15 protein-coding genes are annotated in these 18,228 nt (G+C 44.7%); 14 read left to right on the forward strand and 1 reads right to left on the reverse strand.

The genetic code is table 11. The features are described 5' to 3' along the window. Nucleotides 1–12 precede the first annotated feature (12 nt). The gene (secD, locus tag FKN88_RS07560) at nt 13–1,866 is read left to right on the forward strand and encodes a protein translocase subunit SecD (RefSeq protein ID WP_083797767.1); all 1,854 of its coding nucleotides are present in this window, start codon (nt 13–15) and stop codon (nt 1,864–1,866) included. Nucleotides 1,867–1,880: 14 nt separating this feature from the next. Next, nucleotides 1,881–2,828, forward strand: coding sequence for a protein translocase subunit SecF (secF, locus tag FKN88_RS07565; RefSeq protein ID WP_154168987.1), 948 nt, complete (start codon nt 1,881–1,883; stop codon nt 2,826–2,828). Between the two features lie 130 nt (nt 2,829–2,958). On the opposite strand, the gene suhB is transcribed toward secF, so the two are convergent. Then, nucleotides 2,959–3,762, reverse strand: a complete 804-nt coding sequence (gene suhB / locus FKN88_RS07570) for an inositol-1-monophosphatase (protein WP_158137942.1) — start codon at nt 3,760–3,762, stop codon at nt 2,959–2,961. Between the two features lie 320 nt (nt 3,763–4,082). On the opposite strand from suhB, the gene trmJ reads away from it, so the two are divergent. From trmJ to der, 12 genes are all read left to right on the forward strand, one after another. Continuing rightward, nucleotides 4,083–4,811 carry a tRNA (cytosine(32)/uridine(32)-2'-O)-methyltransferase TrmJ gene (gene trmJ / locus FKN88_RS07575; RefSeq protein ID WP_154168985.1) on the forward strand — a complete coding sequence of 243 codons (729 nt, stop codon included), beginning with the start codon at nt 4,083–4,085 and terminating at the stop codon, nt 4,809–4,811. Nucleotides 4,812–4,936: 125 nt separating this feature from the next. Beyond that, nucleotides 4,937–5,458, forward strand: coding sequence for a Fe-S cluster assembly transcriptional regulator IscR (gene iscR, locus FKN88_RS07580; protein WP_154168984.1), 522 nt, complete (start codon nt 4,937–4,939; stop codon nt 5,456–5,458). 31 nt (nt 5,459–5,489) lie between these two features. After that, complete coding sequence (locus FKN88_RS07585; protein WP_154168982.1) at nt 5,490–6,710, forward strand: IscS subfamily cysteine desulfurase; 1,221 nt, start codon at nt 5,490–5,492, stop codon at nt 6,708–6,710. A 228-nt stretch (nt 6,711–6,938) separates the two neighbouring features. Then, the gene (pepB, locus tag FKN88_RS07590) at nt 6,939–8,231 is read left to right on the forward strand and encodes an aminopeptidase PepB (protein ID WP_154168980.1); all 1,293 of its coding nucleotides are present in this window, start codon (nt 6,939–6,941) and stop codon (nt 8,229–8,231) included. Between the two features lie 206 nt (nt 8,232–8,437). After that, nucleotides 8,438–8,869 carry a nucleoside-diphosphate kinase gene (ndk, locus tag FKN88_RS07595; protein ID WP_154168978.1) on the forward strand — a complete coding sequence of 144 codons (432 nt, stop codon included), beginning with the start codon at nt 8,438–8,440 and terminating at the stop codon, nt 8,867–8,869. Between the two features lie 276 nt (nt 8,870–9,145). Further along, a complete protein-coding gene (locus tag FKN88_RS07600; protein ID WP_004395843.1) occupies nt 9,146–10,267 on the forward strand; it encodes a bifunctional tRNA (adenosine(37)-C2)-methyltransferase TrmG/ribosomal RNA large subunit methyltransferase RlmN in 1,122 nt (373 codons plus the stop codon). Between the two features lie 560 nt (nt 10,268–10,827). Continuing rightward, nucleotides 10,828–11,739: a RodZ domain-containing protein gene (locus tag FKN88_RS07605; protein ID WP_154168976.1), complete on the forward strand. Its 912-nt coding sequence runs from the start codon at nt 10,828–10,830 to the stop codon at nt 11,737–11,739. 8 nt (nt 11,740–11,747) lie between these two features. Next, complete coding sequence (gene ispG, locus FKN88_RS07610; protein WP_004395841.1) at nt 11,748–12,872, forward strand: flavodoxin-dependent (E)-4-hydroxy-3-methylbut-2-enyl-diphosphate synthase; 1,125 nt, start codon at nt 11,748–11,750, stop codon at nt 12,870–12,872. Between the two features lie 24 nt (nt 12,873–12,896). Further along, nucleotides 12,897–14,165 (forward strand): histidine--tRNA ligase, encoded by a 1,269-nt coding sequence (gene hisS / locus FKN88_RS07615; protein WP_154168974.1) that lies wholly within the window; start codon nt 12,897–12,899, stop codon nt 14,163–14,165. 39 nt (nt 14,166–14,204) lie between these two features. Beyond that, nucleotides 14,205–14,819: a tetratricopeptide repeat protein gene (locus FKN88_RS07620; RefSeq protein ID WP_004395839.1), complete on the forward strand. Its 615-nt coding sequence runs from the start codon at nt 14,205–14,207 to the stop codon at nt 14,817–14,819. Nucleotides 14,820–14,831: 12 nt separating this feature from the next. Next, nucleotides 14,832–15,992 carry an outer membrane protein assembly factor BamB gene (gene bamB / locus FKN88_RS07625; protein ID WP_154168972.1) on the forward strand — a complete coding sequence of 387 codons (1,161 nt, stop codon included), beginning with the start codon at nt 14,832–14,834 and terminating at the stop codon, nt 15,990–15,992. A 171-nt stretch (nt 15,993–16,163) separates the two neighbouring features. Continuing rightward, nucleotides 16,164–17,654 (forward strand): ribosome biogenesis GTPase Der, encoded by a 1,491-nt coding sequence (der, locus tag FKN88_RS07630; protein WP_004395837.1) that lies wholly within the window; start codon nt 16,164–16,166, stop codon nt 17,652–17,654. Nucleotides 17,655–18,228: the final 574 nt, after the last annotated feature.

Consider the following 18,228-nt stretch of genomic DNA (forward strand, 5'->3'; position numbering starts at 1 on the left):
AGGATCCTCGCTGTGCTAAACCGTTATCCGTTATGGAAGTACTTAATGGTTGTGTTTGCCATTACCATTTCTGCTTTATACGCACTTCCTAATCTTTACGGTGAAGATCCGGCTATTCAAGTTACAGGGGCGCGTGGCGCCTCTGTAGATATGTCAACGCTGGATGCTGTCACTGAAGCGCTCGATAAAGCGCAACTCTCTCATAAATCCATTGCTTTCGAAAATGGCTCCATTTTGGTGCGTTTTAATGACACTGATACCCAAATCAGTGCTCGTGACATCATTAATGAAGCTTTAGGCAATGACACCATTGTTGCGCTGAACTTAGCGCCTTCTACTCCTCGTTGGCTAGAATCCATTGGCGCAGCGCCGATGAAACTTGGCCTTGATTTACGCGGCGGAGTTCACTTTTTAATGGAAGTGGACATGGACGCGGCAATGGAGCGATTAGTCAGCCAACAAGAAGAAGCTTTTCGTAGTGAATTGCGCGATGAGAAGATCCGCTACCGTGCGATCCGTAGTCAAGCGGATTCCGTCGAGATCATTTTACGCGATGCCGCTCAGCTTGAAGAAACTCGCCGTCTATTAGAGGCGAATCATCGTGATATGAATTTTACCGCTTCTGATCGTGATGGGCGCTTCCTCTTGGTAGCCAAATTTACAGACGCCCGTTTACAAGAGATTCGCAACTACGCGGTTGAGCAAAATATCACTATTTTACGCAATCGTGTCAATGAATTAGGGGTTGCAGAACCTTTAGTGCAGCGTCAAGGTGCGAGTCGGATTGTGGTTGAATTACCTGGCGTACAGGATACTGCACGTGCGAAAGAAATTTTAGGTGCGACGGCAACCCTTGAGTTTCGTGAAGTCGACGCTACGGCTGATCTGGCTGCCGCAGCGGCAGGTCGAGTGCCTGCAGGTAGTGAAATTAAACTGGATCGCGATGGTCGTCCTGTTGTTTTAAAACGTCGAGTCATTTTGGGTGGTTCAAGTATTACTGACGCCAGTTCAAGTGCCGACGAATACGGTCGCCCACAGGTCAATATTTCTCTTGATAGTGAAGGTGGCAGTAAGATGTCGGCTTTCTCAAGAAATAATATTGGTAAGCTGATGGCAACGGTATTTGCTGAATATCGAGACAGTGGTGAAAGAACCGACGATGGCCGAGTGATTTTAGAAAAGCATGAAGAAGTCATCAACCAAGCGACGATTCAGTCAGCATTGGGGCGTAATTTCCGAATCACCGGCATCAACTCGGCGGCTGAGGCTCAAAATTTAGCGTTATTGCTACGTGCAGGCGCATTAATCGCACCGATTTCGATCGTTGAAGAGCGGACGATTGGCCCGTCAATGGGACAACAGAATATCGACATGGGTATTCAAGCTTGTATCTGGGGTTTGTTTGCGGTGATGATCTTTACTGCACTCTACTATCGTACGTTTGGCTTGATTGCTAACTTAGCCTTGTTGACCAACTTAGTGTTGATTATCGGCATTATGTCGATGATTCCCGGAGCAACCATGACCTTACCCGGCATTGCCGGTATTGTGTTAACAGTTGGTATGGCGGTAGATGCTAACGTGCTGATTTTTGAACGTATTCGTGAAGAGCTACGTGAAGGTCGTAATCCGCAACAAGCGATCCACCAAGGTTACGCCAATGCGTTTAGTACCATTGCTGATGCGAATATCACGACGCTGATCACGGCGATTATTTTGTTTGCGGTGGGTACTGGTGCGATCAAAGGCTTCGCTGTTACTTTATCGATTGGTATCTTAACGTCGATGTTTACCGCGATTATCGGTACGCGTTGTGTGGTTAACCTGCTGTATGGCGGGAAACGTATTAATAAATTGTCGATCTAAGGCTAGGAATCATTATGTATCAAATTCTGAAAGCAGAGAAAACGATCGACTTTATGCGTTGGTCAAAGTTTACGTTTGTCTTATCGCTATTGATGATTGGCGCGTCAATTTTTACCTTATCCACCAAATGGTTAAACTGGGGATTGGACTTCACTGGCGGAACACTGATAGAAGTGGGTTTTGCTGAGCCTGCGAATCTGGAGAAAATTCGCCATGCTCTTGATGAGCGTGGATTTGGTGATGCAACAGTACAAAACTTTGGTTCAGCACGTGATGTAATGGTCCGTTTGCGTCCTCGTGAAGGGGTCGCTGGAGAAACGCTCGGTAACCAAATTCTGAATGCCATCAAAGAGGGAACGGGTGAAAGCGTTGAGATGCGCCGGATCGAGTTTGTTGGTCCTAACGTTGGTGATGAGCTGGCAGAAGCGGGAGGCTTAGCAATTTTAGCCTCACTCATCTGTATTTTGCTTTACGTTTCAATGCGTTTTGAATGGCGTTTAGCCTCTGGAGCCGTATTATCTCTAGCTCACGACGTAATCATCACCCTAGGTATTTTCTCGTTACTGCAAATCGAAATTGATTTAACGATCGTGGCCGCTTTACTAACGGTGGTCGGCTATTCGTTGAACGATACGATAGTGGTCTTTGACCGTATTCGTGAGAATTTCCGTAAGTTGCGTAAAGGCGATTCAGCGGAAGTAATGAATAGCTCTATTACGCAAACGCTGAGTCGGACGTTAATTACTTCAGGTACGACCTTGTTTGTGGTGATCGCATTATTTGTCCAAGGTGGTGCGAATATCCATGGTTTTGCTACCGCATTACTGTTGGGGATCACGGTAGGTACTTACTCTTCTATCTACGTTGCTTCGGCGTTAGCGTTAAAGCTTGGTATTACCCGTGAGCATCTTATTCCAGCACCTATAGAAAAAGAGGGTGCTGAGTTGGATGAGTTGCCTTAGCTTAAGGTTGACAGGTGACAGTGAGATTCGTCTTCACCAGTAACAAAAAAACCGCTGAATATTCAGCGGTTTTTTTTATCAAGCGAGCATGGATGATTGGTGCCATGCTGATTGTTTGACAATAGAACGGTTATTTAAAAATCGCACTGTTTCCGTTTTCACGGATGTGTTGCAAAATCGCTTTTACACCACGTGGGCTTGAGCCGACAATATTGCCTGATTGCATGTAATTAGTACCGCCAGCAAAATCGGCCAGAATTGCGCCTGCTTCACGAGCGATCAGTTCGCCTGCCGCCATATCCCATGGTTTAAGACCTAACTCAAAGTAGCCATCGACACGGTTAGACGCTAAATAACATAAATCTAAGGCGGCTGAGCCAGTACGACGAAAATCAGCGCACTCAACAAACAAAGAAGAAATAATTTTTAGGTAAGACTCAGAATGTTGTTTTTGCTTAAATGGGAAACCAGTCGCAAGGATAGCCCCTTGCAGATCTTTCAATGGCTTAACGCGAATACGACCATTGTTTAATTGAGCACCAGAGCCGCGTTGAGCAGTAAATAGTTCATTTAACATTGGGTCATAAACACAGGCAACTTCGGTGCGACCGTTCATTCTTACGGCAATCGATACCGCAAAATGAGGGATACCTTTCACGAAGTTATTGGTTCCATCCAGTGGGTCGATGATCCATTGTACGTCTTTATCTTTACCTTCGATAAGACCGCCTTCTTCGGCAATAATGCAGTGCTCAGGGTAAGAGCTTTGGATGGTAGCAATGATTAGCGCTTCCGCTTCTTTGTCGACATTAGTAACAAAGTCATTGCTTCCTTTTTGAAAGGATTCAATTTTGTCAGCGTTTTCTAGAGATTTAGCAATATGATTACCTGCTTTTCGCGCAGCGCGAATAGCAATGTTTAGCATTGGATGCATACGAGTTTCCCAACGGATGTTAAAGAACGAAAAAAGCGGAGCGGATTATAGCAAAATCATACCAAAAAGGAAGTGGTTATTTTTTGCTCGCTTAATGGTTCGGCCGACAACGGGCCTGATCATTTCATTTTTCTTTATGTTATTATCGAACAACGAACGCCAAGTAACCGTTTTTGTATGGATTATTCTCGAGTTACTTAGCCAACCCTTCAAGCCAATTTAATACCGTTAAAGTTAAGATGGACTCGCTCGTCAACGCGAATCAACGAGTGTCATCATCGACGGCGAGATTAGCGATAGATTGATGGTAAATTAACGTCATGTTAGACAATGTTAAAATCGTTTTAGTGGGCACATCACATTCAGGCAACATTGGTTCAGCGGCTAGAGCGATGAAAGTGATGGGCCTAAGTCAGATGGTATTAGTCGCACCTGAATGCGCAGTAGATGCTCAAGCAATCGCGTTAGCTGCGGGTGCCAGTGATATTGCGTTAAATGCGCAGATCGTCAGCACGCTGAGTGAAGCGGTTGCTGAGTGTGGGTTAGTCGTTGGTAGCAGCGCCCGTTCACGTACATTAGAGTGGCCGATGCTTGATCCTCGTCAGTGTGGCGAACAATTTGCGATTGAAGGTCAAACCCATCCTGTTGCGGTAGTATTTGGTCGTGAAAGAACAGGCTTAACCAATGAAGAGTTACAGCTTTGTCATTATCATGTATGCATTCCTGCTAACCCCGAATACAGCTCATTAAACTTAGCGATGGCCGTGCAAACGTTATGTTACGAGATTCGCGTTGCTCATTTAACACATCAACAGAGTGAGTTTTCATCACCGACAGTGGTGGACTATCCTCGTCATCAAGAACTGGACCGATTTTATCAGCATCTAGAGCGAGTGTTGTTGGAAAGTGAGTTTATTTCCCCTTCACAGCCAGGGCAGGTAATGAACAAGCTCCGTCGATTATTCAGCCGAGCTCGCCCTGAAGCGCAAGAAATTAATATCTTACGTGGCGTATTGACTGCAGTAGAGAAAAAAATGCGCCTGCCTTAATTGTCGCTAATCACCTGATTAATTTAAGGTTAAATACCCGACTAATTCAGTCAATTAAATACTTGACTGAATTAGTCGGGTATGGAAGAATCTCAACCACATAATCGATGTGGATATGGTGTAATATGAGATTAACATCTAAAGGAAGATACGCGGTAACCGCCATGTTAGATGTGGCGCTAAATTCGCAGCAAAACCCAGTACCTCTAGCGGACATTTCAGAGCGACAAGGTATTTCCCTGTCTTATCTAGAGCAGCTATTTTCTAAATTACGTAAAGCGGGCTTGGTTGCTAGTGTTCGTGGTCCTGGCGGTGGTTATCGTTTAGGCGCAGAAGCGAGTACCATTTCTATTGGTACGGTTATCGCGGCGGTGGATGAATCTGTCGATGCGACGAAATGCCATGGTAAAGGTGATTGCCAAGGTGGCACTCGTTGTCTTACTCACACGTTATGGTGTGACCTCAGCTCACGTATTAGCGACTTCTTAAATAACATCACACTCGGTGAGTTGATGGTTGATAACGAAGTCTTACAAATTTCTGACCGTCAAGGTATGAACCTTGCGGCGAACCAAGGGAATGGCAATAAGCATTCTCAATCTGTCACTATTGGTGCAGCCTCCTTTGGTCTTAACGTTCGCTCATAGCGGCAATGTTTACACTGGAGTAAAATAAAAAATGAAACTGCCTATTTATTTAGACTATTCGGCCACCTGTCCGGTTGATCCGCGCGTGGCCGAAAAGATGATTCAGCATATGACGATGGATGGGACGTTTGGTAATCCTGCTTCTCGATCGCATCGTTATGGCTGGCAGGCAGAAGAAGCGGTGGATACGGCGCGTGAACAAGTTGCTGAACTTATTAATGCCGATCCGCGTGAAATTGTTTTTACTTCAGGGGCAACAGAGTCGAATAACTTGGCGATTAAAGGTGCGGCGCACTTTTATGCTAAACAAGGTAAGCACATCATCACCTGTCAAACTGAGCATAAAGCAGTATTAGATACTACTCGCCAGCTAGAACAGGAAGGTTTTGAGGTGACGTATCTTCAGCCTGACCGTCGTGGATTGATCGATATAAATCAATTACAAGCCGCCATGCGTGATGATACCGTGCTAGTGTCGGTGATGCATGTCAACAATGAAATTGGTGTGATTCAGGATATCACTGCGATTGGTGAGCTGTGTCGTGAGCGAAATATCATCTTTCACGTTGATGCGGCTCAATCCGCGGGCAAAGTTGAGATCGATGTACAAGCAATGAAAGTCGATCTTATCTCACTCTCAGCGCATAAAATTTATGGCCCTAAAGGTATTGGGGCTCTCTTTGTGCGTCGCAAGCCGCGTATTTATCTTGAAGCACAGATGCATGGTGGTGGTCATGAGCGCGGTTTCCGCTCAGGAACACTGGCGACCCATCAAATTGTTGGGATGGGAGAAGCGTTTAACATCGCTAAACAAGAGATGGAGCATGATTATCAACATGCTAAAACTTTACGTGACCGTTTACTTAATGGCATACAAGATATCGAAGCTGTGAGTATTAACGGTGATTTAGAGCAGCGTGTTCCTCATAACCTTAATCTCGGTTTTGCTTTTGTCGAAGGCGAATCGTTGTTAATGGCCCTGAAAGATCTTGCGGTCTCTTCAGGCAGTGCTTGTACGTCGGCTAGCTTAGAGCCTTCTTATGTATTGCGTGCGCTGGGTTTGGATGATGAATTAGCACACAGCTCGCTTCGTTTTTCATTTGGCCGTTTTACGACCGAAGATGAAATAGATTATGCGATTGAACATATTCGTAGCGCAGTGACTCAATTGCGTAATATGTCGCCTTTGTGGCAAATGCACAAAGAAAGCTCAATGCCTATAGTAGGCAGCGAGCCATCAAATCAGTGTTGAGTTAACAATTTTAAGCAAAATAAGCGGACCTCATGGTCCGTTTTTTTATCCAGTGGGTATTTTTACGCGACAAAATGTTAACATCGTTAGGTTGATTATTCGTTGTGATTCAGATATATCCGAGAGTAGTTATTCTCAACTCGTTACAAGAGCGGTAATCGCGCGGTAGTGTAACGGAACAAAGGAATATATCTATTAGGGCCACACCATATAGGACAAGGAGAAACCATGTCTACACAGATGCCTGTATTTATTAGTCTAGAGTCAGCCCAGCCTCAGTGGGGAGAAAAAGCCCTCGTCTCATTCTCAGAGCAGGGCGCGACCATTCATTTATCGAAAGAGAATGATCTCAATGCCATTCAGCGTGCAGCACGTAAATTAGATGGCCAAGGATTGCGTTCGTTACATTTATCTGGTTCAGCATGGACCTTAGAAACGATTTGGGCATTTCACCAAGGTTATCGTGATCCTAAAAAGAAAAATACCTTACAGTGGGAGTCGTTAGCCAGCGCTGATCAAACTGAACTTGAAGCACGGATTAAAGCGGCGGATTGGACACGCGATATTATCAATAAAAGTGCTGAAGAAGTGGCTCCTCGTCAATTAGCGACCATGGCTGCCGAGTTTATTAAGTCACTAGCTCCGGATCACGTCTCTTATCGAATTGTAAAAGATAAAGACCTATTGACGGAAAATTGGGAAGGCATTTATGCGGTAGGTCGAGGTTCTGAGCGCACTTCTGCCATGTTGCAATTAGACTACAACCCAACGGGCGATGATAATGCTCCTGTATTTGCCTGCTTAGTTGGCAAAGGCATTACCTTTGACTCTGGTGGCTATAGTTTAAAACCGTCTAATTTTATGTCTTCGATGAAAGCGGATATGGGCGGAGCAGGAACCATCACCGGAGCCCTGGGGCTGGCTATCATGCGCGGTTTGAATAAACGCGTTAAGCTCATTTTGTGCTGTGCTGAGAACATGGTATCTGGCCGTGCATTAAAATTGGGTGATGTGATCACCTATAAAAACGGCAAAACCGTTGAAATTATGAATACTGACGCCGAAGGGCGGTTAGTCTTAGCTGATGGTTTGATTTACGCTTCAGAGCAAAAACCACAATTGATCATCGATTGTGCAACGTTAACGGGAGCTGCAAAAAATGCGTTAGGTAATGACTATCATGCATTACTGAGTTTTGATGAAGCTTTGAGTCAACAAGCGCTCGATGCGGCTAAAGAGGAAAATGAGGGATTATGGGCACTGCCATTAGCTGATTTTCACCGTGATATGTTGCCCTCGAACTTTGCTGATCTCTCCAATATTTGTTCTGGTGATTATTCACCGGGTGCAAGTACGGCAGCGGCTTTCTTATCCTACTTTGTTGACGATTACCAGCAAGGCTGGCTACATGTCGATTGCGCGGGAACGTATCGTAAATCCGCCAGTGATAAATGGGCCGCTGGGGCAACAGCGATGGGCGTTAAGACCGTTGCGCGTATTTTATTAGATCAGGCCAAATAATAAGTAACCAAGGGGCAGCGTTGATTGCCCCGTTTTGTACTCTTTTTTGCTATTACAGCGGTATTGACGGCGTTGAGTAGCTCCTATGACATGGTTATCTATGTGGTTAGGGAGTGACTCATCTGTCGCTAAAGGTAGCAGCAAGCGATTGGAGTACGTATCAATTAGCCTTACTATTTACTATCAAAATCCAAAAAGGACATCTTATGGCTCTTGAAAGAACATTTTCAATTATCAAACCTGACGCAGTAAAGCGTAACTTAATCGGCGAGATTTACCATCGTATAGAAAAAGCGGGATTGAGAATTATCGCGGCAAAAATGGTTCATTTAACCGAGGATCAAGCGAGCGGTTTTTATGCTGAGCATGAAGGAAAAGCGTTCTTTAATGATCTAAAAGCCTTTATGACATCAGGTCCGATCATGGTCCAAGTGTTAGAGGGAGAAAATGCGATTGCTCGTTATCGTGAATTAATGGGTAAAACTAATCCGGAAGAAGCGGCATGTGGCACGATACGCGCTGATTACGCGCTGAGTATGCGTTATAACTCTGTACACGGCAGCGATAGTCCTATTTCGGCTGCTCGTGAAATTGAGTTCTTTTTTCCCGACGCTGAAATTTGCCCACGCAGTGAGTGAGTTGCCGTATAACCCAAATGGCACCATCAAGACTCAGAGCTGGATGGCTTTTACCACGGTATAAAGTAAGCGTTAAGCTGAAGGTAAATAGTTAATCACCGTGTTTATTGGTGACCCCTGATGAGTCCTGCCTCATCAGGGATTAATCATCGACTAGAACCGCTTTCCTATCCCAATAATGTCGCAAAAAATTCAGGGTTTTACTGTGCTTGTTGTCATTGAATAAAGGCTGTACAATTCGCGCCCTTAATTCTAGTTCCATCTTGGAGAGGCCACATGACCACTGAAAAAGTCAATCTGCTCGATTTTGATCGCAAAGGCTTACGTACTTATTTCGCAGAAGAATTGGGTGAAAAAGCGTTTCGAGCTGATCAAATCATGAAGTGGATTTATCACTTCGGTTGTGATGACTTCGAAAAAATGACCAACATTAACAAAAACCTACGTGAGAAATTACAGACTCACTGTGAGATTCGAGCGCCTTACGTTTCCGATGCTCAATACTCCAGTGATGGCACGATTAAATGGGCAATGCGAGTCGGAGATCAAGATGTCGAAACCGTCTATATTCCCGAGGAAGATCGCGCCACATTGTGTGTCTCTTCACAAGTTGGTTGTGCGCTGGAATGTAAGTTTTGTTCAACCGCTCAGCAAGGGTTTAACCGTAATTTACGCGTTTCGGAAATTATTGGTCAGGTTTGGCGTGCAGCACGTGAAATTGGTTTGGAAAAAGAAACAGGCCGCCGTCCGATCACCAACGTGGTAATGATGGGCATGGGTGAGCCGTTGCTCAATATGAAAAACCTCATTCCTGCGTTAGAACTTATGCTTGATGACCTCGGTTTTGGTTTGTCGAAACGTCGTGTGACGGTCTCTACTTCAGGTGTCGTTTCTGGTTTAGATCAAATGACCGGGCAAATTGACGTGGCATTAGCGATTTCACTTCATGCACCTAACGATAAACTACGCAGCGAAATTATGCCGATTAATGATCGCTGGGATATTCAAGATTTTCTTGCTTCAGTGCGCCGTTATATTGCCTCTTCTAACGCCAATCGCGGTAAAGTAACCGTCGAATATGTTTTGTTGGATCATGTGAATGATGGCACTGAACATGCGCATGAGCTGGCTCAGTTGATGAAAGGGACGCCTTGTAAAATTAACCTGATCCCGTTTAATCCTTATCCAGGTTCACCGTATAAAAAACCCAGTAATTCACGCATTGATCGTTTTCAGAAAACCTTAATGCAATATGAGCATACCGTGACAATACGTAAAACGCGTGGTGATGATATTGATGCTGCCTGCGGTCAGTTAGTTGGTGATGTGATAGACAGAACCAAACGGACGAAATTAAAGCAGCAGCCTGAGCAGATTATTCCCGTAAAAACCTTATAAACCTTTTTAATAACGCCAGCCTTTTCGCTGGCGTTATTGTTAAGAGAAAACGGCTAAACAAGTCGAATTACATTTTGAGTTTATAAGCCAATAGATGCTCAGTTTTTATCGGTCATCGAGCACCTTGATAGAATCATGCTATTAACTGAAACAGGCTGCGTAAGGTGTTTTGATGCATAGTAGGATTCTTAGCTCACAGTGGCAAATTATGGCTTTTTTATGTCAATTTAACGAAAAATCTTGACCTAGCTGTAATTTCTTTTTCAAATCAATGTTGTTTACCGCCTAAGATCCATTAGAATGATTTAATTAGAGCCCATTCGATGTAGCGGTCGAATCGAACAAACGTGATATCCAACTTACTTGATGAGTGATAATGCAATTTCCTCGCTGTATAAGCAAAATTAGTCTGGAAGTTAGTATTATCGAAACTTAAGTGAATTGGATGAAACCATTTTCCCTGTTGGAGCCCTGAGAACCTAAACGCGACTAACGAATAGAGACAAAAATAACAGCGTAGGCTTCGGCTCGAACACGAATAAAAGAGATTGATAGCGCGGATGAATACACAACAAGAGACCATCGTTGAAGAAACGCCGAACGTTCAACAACCCGGCACACTGCTTAAGCTCAAACGAGAAGCTTTAGGATTGAGTCAAAAGCAAGTGGCTGATCGCTTACGGTTGCGGGTGGCGATTATTCGTAACATTGAAGATAACCAATTTGATTCTGATTTGGTGGCAACCTTTACTCGTGGTTATCTGCGTTCTTATGCTAAAGCCGTCGGACTCTCAGTTGCTGAAGTCGTTGAATCTTACGAAGTACATTATGTTACTGGCCCACAAGAACAGAGAATGCAGAGCTTTTCTAGGAAGAATAAAAGAGCTCAACACGATAGTCGTATCATGCTGATTACTTGGGTTATTGTATTGGTGATTATTGGTATGTCATCACTGTGGTGGTGGCAGAATAACCAACACAATAATCTCACTTCATCGAGTGAGCGTAGTTCATTGATTACTGAGCAAACCAATCCGCAGTCTGCGTCGGCCGATCCTATTTTGGATCAGCTACCGACGGTGAGTGACCTGACTGTTGGTAATGAGGTATCAGCGGTTGAGCAAGCAGAAGAGGAAGAGTCCCCCGTCAACGATAGTCGGGTTGAGCCTATCTTAGAAGCGGAGCCATCCATCACACCAGCTACCACCGAAAATACGCCGGTCAACGCTGACGAGAGTAATTTGCTCAGCATGACTTTTAGCGCTGATTGTTGGATTCAAGTTAAAGATGCCACTGGCAAAACGCTGTCTACCGGCGTTAAAAAAGCCGGCCAATCAATCAATGTGCGTGGTGAAACCCCGATTAGTGTCATTCTTGGAGCACCAGAAGGTGTTTCTGTCACATTTGCGAGTGAACCTGTCGACCTTTCTGGGTATACTTCAGGCAGAGTAGCTAGATTCACCTTACCTTAGACGAAATTATGCAACACAAGTCTCCTATTAAGCGTCGCCCCTCTACACGTATTTATGTGGGTAACGTACCTATTGGCGATGGCGCGCCTATCGCCGTACAATCCATGACTAACACCAGAACCACAGATGTGGCTGCGACCGTCGCTCAAATAAAAGCGTTGGAGAAAGTCGGGGCCGATATTGTCCGTGTCTCGGTTCCTACTATGGATGCTGCCGAAGCATTTAAGTTAATTAAGCAACAGGTCTCGATTCCTTTAGTGGCAGATATTCATTTTGACTATCGAATCGCTTTAAAAGTGGCCGAGTATGGTGTTGATTGTTTACGGATTAACCCTGGTAATATCGGTAATGAAGCTCGGATCCGCTCGGTAGTCGATTGCGCCCGTGATAAAGGCATTCCGATTCGAATCGGCGTTAATGGTGGTTCATTAGAAAAAGACCTTCAGCTTAAATATGGTGAACCGACACCTGAAGCTCTGGTTGAATCTGCGATGCGCCATGTCGATATTCTCGACAGGCTAAACTTCGATCAGTTCAAAGTCAGTGTTAAAGCTTCGGATGTTTTTCTGGCAGTGGATTCCTATCGATTATTGGCCAAACAAATCGATCAACCTCTTCATTTAGGGATCACCGAAGCGGGTGGTGCCCGAGCGGGTTCAGTTAAATCGGCAGTTGGTTTAGGGATGCTGTTGGCTGAAGGTATCGGTGATACGCTACGGATTTCTTTAGCGGCCGATCCTGTTGAAGAGATTAAAGTCGGTTTTGATATTCTGAAATCACTGCGCATTCGCTCTCGTGGGATCAACTTTATCGCTTGTCCAAGTTGTTCTCGTCAGGAATTTGATGTGATCAGTACGGTTAACGCACTTGAGCAGCGTTTGGAAGATGTGTTAACCCCAATGGATGTCTCGATCATTGGTTGTGTCGTCAACGGCCCTGGTGAGGCAGAAGTCTCCCACTTAGGATTGGCTGGCAGTAATAAAAAAAGTGCTTTCTATGAAGATGGTGTTCGTCAGAAAGAGCGCTTTGATAATGACGATCTCGTTGCTCAGCTCGAAGCTAGAATCCGTTCAAAAGCAGCTCAGTTAGACACGAAAAATCGTATTGCTATTCAGCAAATCGAGCAAGATTAACCTCATAATATTACGGTAAATATTTTGGCAAAGACTATTCAAGCAATTCGAGGCATGAACGACTGCCTCCCGACTCAATCTCCACTTTGGCAAAAAGTGGAGAACGCAGTTAAAAATGTCGTTAGTGCCTATGGCTATAGCGAAGTGCGTATGCCCATCGTGGAAATGACGCCACTTTTTAGCCGCGCTATTGGTGAAGTGACCGATGTGGTTGAAAAAGAGATGTACACCTTTGCTGACCGTAATGGCGATAGCTTAAGCCTTCGTCCTGAAGGAACAGCCGGTTGCGTTCGTGCAGGAATTGAACATGGCCTGCTGTATAACCAAGAGCAGCGTTTATGGTATATCGGACCAATGTTCCGTCATGAGCGTCCTCAGAAAGGTCGCTATCGTCAGTTCCACCAATGTGGCGTTGAAGTATTTGGTATCGATGGCCCAGATGTTGATGCCGAGCTGATCATGATGACAGCACGTCTATGGCGTGAACTTGGTATTGCTGAGCATGTGCGACTAGAGCTGAATTCGATTGGTTCATTAGCGGCTCGCGCCGATTATCGCAGCGCGTTGATTGAGTATTTAGAACAACATCAAGATGTATTGGATGAAGATTGCAAACGCCGCATGTATACCAATCCATTGCGTGTACTTGACAGTAAAAATCCAGACGTTCAAGCGATACTTGGCGATGCGCCCGAATTGGCTGATTACTTAGATGCCGAATCGAAACAACATTTTAGCGGTTTGTGTGAACTTCTTGACGCGGCAGGTATCGAATACACCGTTAATCAACGTTTAGTGCGTGGATTAGATTATTACAATCGAACGGTTTTTGAATGGATAACAGAAAGCTTAGGCTCTCAGGGCACTGTGTGTGGCGGTGGCCGCTATGATGGTTTAGTTGAACAGCTCGGAGGGAAAGCGACTCCGGCAGTTGGTTTTGCGATGGGGCTTGAGCGTCTGGTATTGATGATGGAAACCTTAGGTAATACAGAGGTGCGGCGTAGCGTAGACGTTTATATTGTCACGGCGGGTGAAGGTACCACCATGGCTGGAATGAAACTCGCTGAGCAACTGCGTGAGCAAGTTCCGGGTTTACGTGTGATGAACCACTGTGGTGGTGGTAACTTCAAAAAACAATTTAAACGTGCAGATAAAGTTGGTGCTGCGGTCGCTCTGGTACTTGGTGAAAACGAGATCGCTGAAAAGACGGTAGTACTAAAAGATTTACTTGGTGGTCAACAAATCACGTTATCTCAAACTGATATTGCTAGCCAATTGGCTCATCTCGTTTAAACGCATGTTTTTGAGATTTCTTATTTAAGAGGACAGGAAGTGGAACTCTACGATACCGAAGAACAACAAGTTGAAGCGATAAAAGATTGGTGGAAAGAGAATGGTAAAGCTGTTCTCCTTGGTGCGGTACTTGGTCTTGGCGGTTTGTTTGGATGGCGTTATTACCAGCATTCAACTACGACGGGTCAAGAAACAACGTCTGAAACGTATAGCAAAGCTATCGCTAACTTTTCAGCTAAAGGGGCGCAAGCTGAGTCAGATTTACAGCATTTTATCGATAATCATCAGAAATCAGAATACGCTGTTTTAGCGGCGATGCAGCTTGCTAAAGCACAAGCCGATGCCGGGCAGTTAGATGAGGCGTTAGCGCAACTTGAATGGGCTAAGAAGTCGACGAAAGACGCAGCATTAACCCCAGTCATTGCATTTCGTATTGCACGTTTGCAGGCTGAGCAGCAGCAATTTGATGCCGCGCTGGCTGAATTAACAACGATTACTGAGGCAAGTTGGGCTGCACGTGTTGCTGAATTACGTGGTGATATTGCACTCCGTAAAGGAGATAAAGACGCGGCTTATGCAGCCTATTCACAAGCTCAACAATCGAGTAATGCTAGCCAAACATTACAGCTGAAACTCGATGATCTAGCCAGATAAGGGCATCTGTTGATGAAAAAAATATTCAACAAAGTGCTTTTGTCTGCGGCCGTAATCGGTTTGTTAGGCGGATGTGCTGGGGAAGAAGAAAATATCATTATGGCTCCGCTACCTAGTGTGAGTAGTGAGTTTACACCGCAACCCATTTGGAGTAACTCGGTTGGTCGGGGAGTCGGTCATTTTTTCTCTAATCTGACTCCTGAATACGCTTATGGTAAAGTGTTTGTTGCTAGTCGTGATGGCGAAGTCAAAGCCCTTGATCCCAATGACGGGAAAACATTATGGCGTGTTAATGTAAGACAAGATATGCCAGCGCGTTTATCTGGGGGCATTGTTGCCGCTTACAATCAGCTGTTTATCGGCAGTGAAAACGGTCAAGTCCTGGCTTTAGATGCCGAAACGGGCGAGCTGAATTGGCGTGTCGATGTAGCCGGTGAAGTACTGGCTTCGGTTGCCACAGACAGTAACTTAGTGATTGTGAATACCAGTCGAGGCATATTGCTTGCGTTAGACAGTACTAATGGCGCTCAAAAATGGACCATCAGTACCGAAGTACCCAGCTTAACCCTACGTGGTGATAGTCGGCCTGTTACCGCTTCTGGTGGTGTTTTTTGGGGAACGTCTAACGGTCGTCTTGCCGCCGCGATTATTGAACGTGGTCAATTAATTTGGCAACAGCCGATAGGTCAACCGCAAGGCGCAACCGAAATTGATCGCTTAGTTGATGTTGATGCTGCGCCATTGATCATTGGAGCTAACTTGTACGCCATCGGTTTTAATGGGCAGTTAATTTCAATTGATTTGCGTTCAGGTAGTGCGGTATGGAAACGCAATTATTCGTCAACGACGGATATGGTCAGCGATGGCCGCCGTCTGTTTTTAGTTACTGATAAAGATCATGTCGTTGCCGTTGATGCACGTAGCGGGACGGAACTATGGCAGAATAATCAGCTACAGCACCGACTGTTAACGGCGCCTAAATTGATTGATGGTTACCTAGTTATTGGTGATAGTGAGGGATACCTTCACTGGTTGGATCGCAATAGCGGCGAATTTGTGGCTCAGCAATTCGTCAGTAAAAGCGGTTTTGCAGTCGGTCCTCTTGCACTTGACGATGGCTACTTGATTGTCTCGCGAGATGGTAAAATAAAGAAACTGACTATCACTCAATAAATCGTGATATAATTCACATTCGGCTCCTGGCTGTATACAGCTAGGGGCCGTTTTGCTGCAATAAACCTTGAGTTTGTATACCCAAATGTGTTTGTCATACTAAACTTTTGTACCGAGTAGCAAAATCATTTGAGTATAATTACATAAGAAAGAATTATTATTGAGGTTGTTATGATACCTGTTGTTGCTCTTGTTGGGCGTCCAAATGTAGGTAAATCGACGCTATTTAACCGACTCACCCGTACACGAGATGCACTGGTAGCGGACTTCCCCGGTTTAACCCGCGACAGAAAATATGGCCAAGCAAAATTAGGTGAAAACGAATTCATCGTGATTGATACCGGTGGTATTGATGGCACAGAAGAAGGCGTTGAAACTAAAATGGCTCAGCAATCATTGGCGGCGATCGACGAAGCGGACGTCGTCTTGTTCATGGTTGATGGTCGTGCTGGGTTAACTTCTGCCGATGAAGCCATTGCTCAGCATTTGCGTCGTATTGAGAAAAACGCGATTTTGGTTGTGAATAAAGTCGATGGTATTGATGCTGATGCGGCCTGCGCTGAATTTTGGCAGCTCGGGATGGGATCGCAGATGTACCAAATTGCCGCAGCTCATGGTCGAGGCGTTGCTGTTCTTATCGATCGCGCGTTGAATCCGCTCGCAGAGCAGATGAACGAAGAGCTACAGAATCTAGAAGATCTGACGGAGTTTGTTGATACTGATGAGCCCGAGCAGTTGGAATACACTGAAGAAGAAGCGGAAGCAGAATTCAAAAGGTTACAAGATCAACCGATTAAACTGGCTATTATCGGTCGACCTAATGTAGGTAAATCAACGCTCACTAACCGTATTTTAGGTGAAGAACGGGTTGTGGTTTATGATATGCCCGGCACCACACGTGACTCGATTTATATTCCAATGCAGCGTGACGATCGTGAGTATGTCTTGATCGATACCGCGGGCGTGCGTCGTCGTAAAAGTATCAATGAAACGGTAGAAAAATTTTCTGTTGTTAAAACGCTTAAAGCGATAGAAGATGCTAACGTTGTGCTATTAGTGATCGATGCTCGTGAAAATATCTCTGATCAAGATTTAAGCCTACTCGGTTTTACTTTAAATGCTGGACGTTCGGTGGTCATTGCGATCAACAAATGGGATGGCTTGAGCAATGATATCAAAGAGCGTGTGAAAAAAGAGTTGGATCGCCGCTTAGGATTTGTTGATTTTGCTCGTATTCATTTTATCTCGGCGCTGCATGGTACCGGAGTTGGTCACCTTTTTGAGTCGGTACAAGAAGCGTATCGTTCTGCCACGACACGAGTGGGAACCTCGGTATTAACTCGTATCATGAAAATGGCAACCGATGATCACCAGCCACCACTGATTCGTGGTCGACGCGTTAAACTGAAGTACGCTCACGCAGGTGGTTATAACCCACCGATCATCGTTATTCATGGTAACCAGGTTAATGAACTGCCCCATTCCTATAAGCGCTATCTAATGAATTATTACCGTAAATCATTAGAAATCATGGGTACGCCAATTCGTATTCAGTTCCAAAGTAGTGAAAACCCATTTGAGAACAAAGTGAGCAAGTTGACGTTATCTCAAGAACGTAAACGTAAGCGTTTAATGACCATGGTGAAAGATCGTCGAAAATAGACCTAGGTCGACATATTATAAAAAGCCCAAGCTGTTAGCTTGGGCTTTTTTTATCCCTTTTCGTCATTGTATTTTGTCGTTTTTTGATGGATGAGTTAACGCTTCCTCTTTGAGTATGGCGTTATACTATGCTTAAAAGAGGATCTTATAAGGACGAATTAGTGATAATGATCATTTTATTAAATTTTTCAAATTTAGGTTTTTGAGGTTTATTTTAGATTTTTAATCTGTTTAAAATCCAAATGCAGAATATGTAACTTATGCTTTCGGTGTGTGGTGATATAAATGTTCTTTTTACGGTAGATCGCTGATCAAGGTAGATAAAGCAAAAGATCCATGATAGATCCCAAAGCACAGCAAGTGGAACGATTCACGTGATTTTATGTAAATAGACAGATCTGCTGAAATCACCAATGGCCCATTTGTTCTATCGAGTACTTGGCGGTATGATCGCTAGGGCCTTGCGATTTGAAGAAGAGGGGCTCGGTGTCTTTTTGCCTTATACTGTTCTAGGCCATCCCTTTTTCTACTTGAAGCCGCAGTGGTGTGTGCCGCCTTTGTTGACCTTTTTTGT

Source organism: Vibrio sp. 2017_1457_13 (assembly GCF_030851525.1).
GTDB lineage: Bacteria > Pseudomonadota > Gammaproteobacteria > Enterobacterales > Vibrionaceae > Vibrio > Vibrio metschnikovii.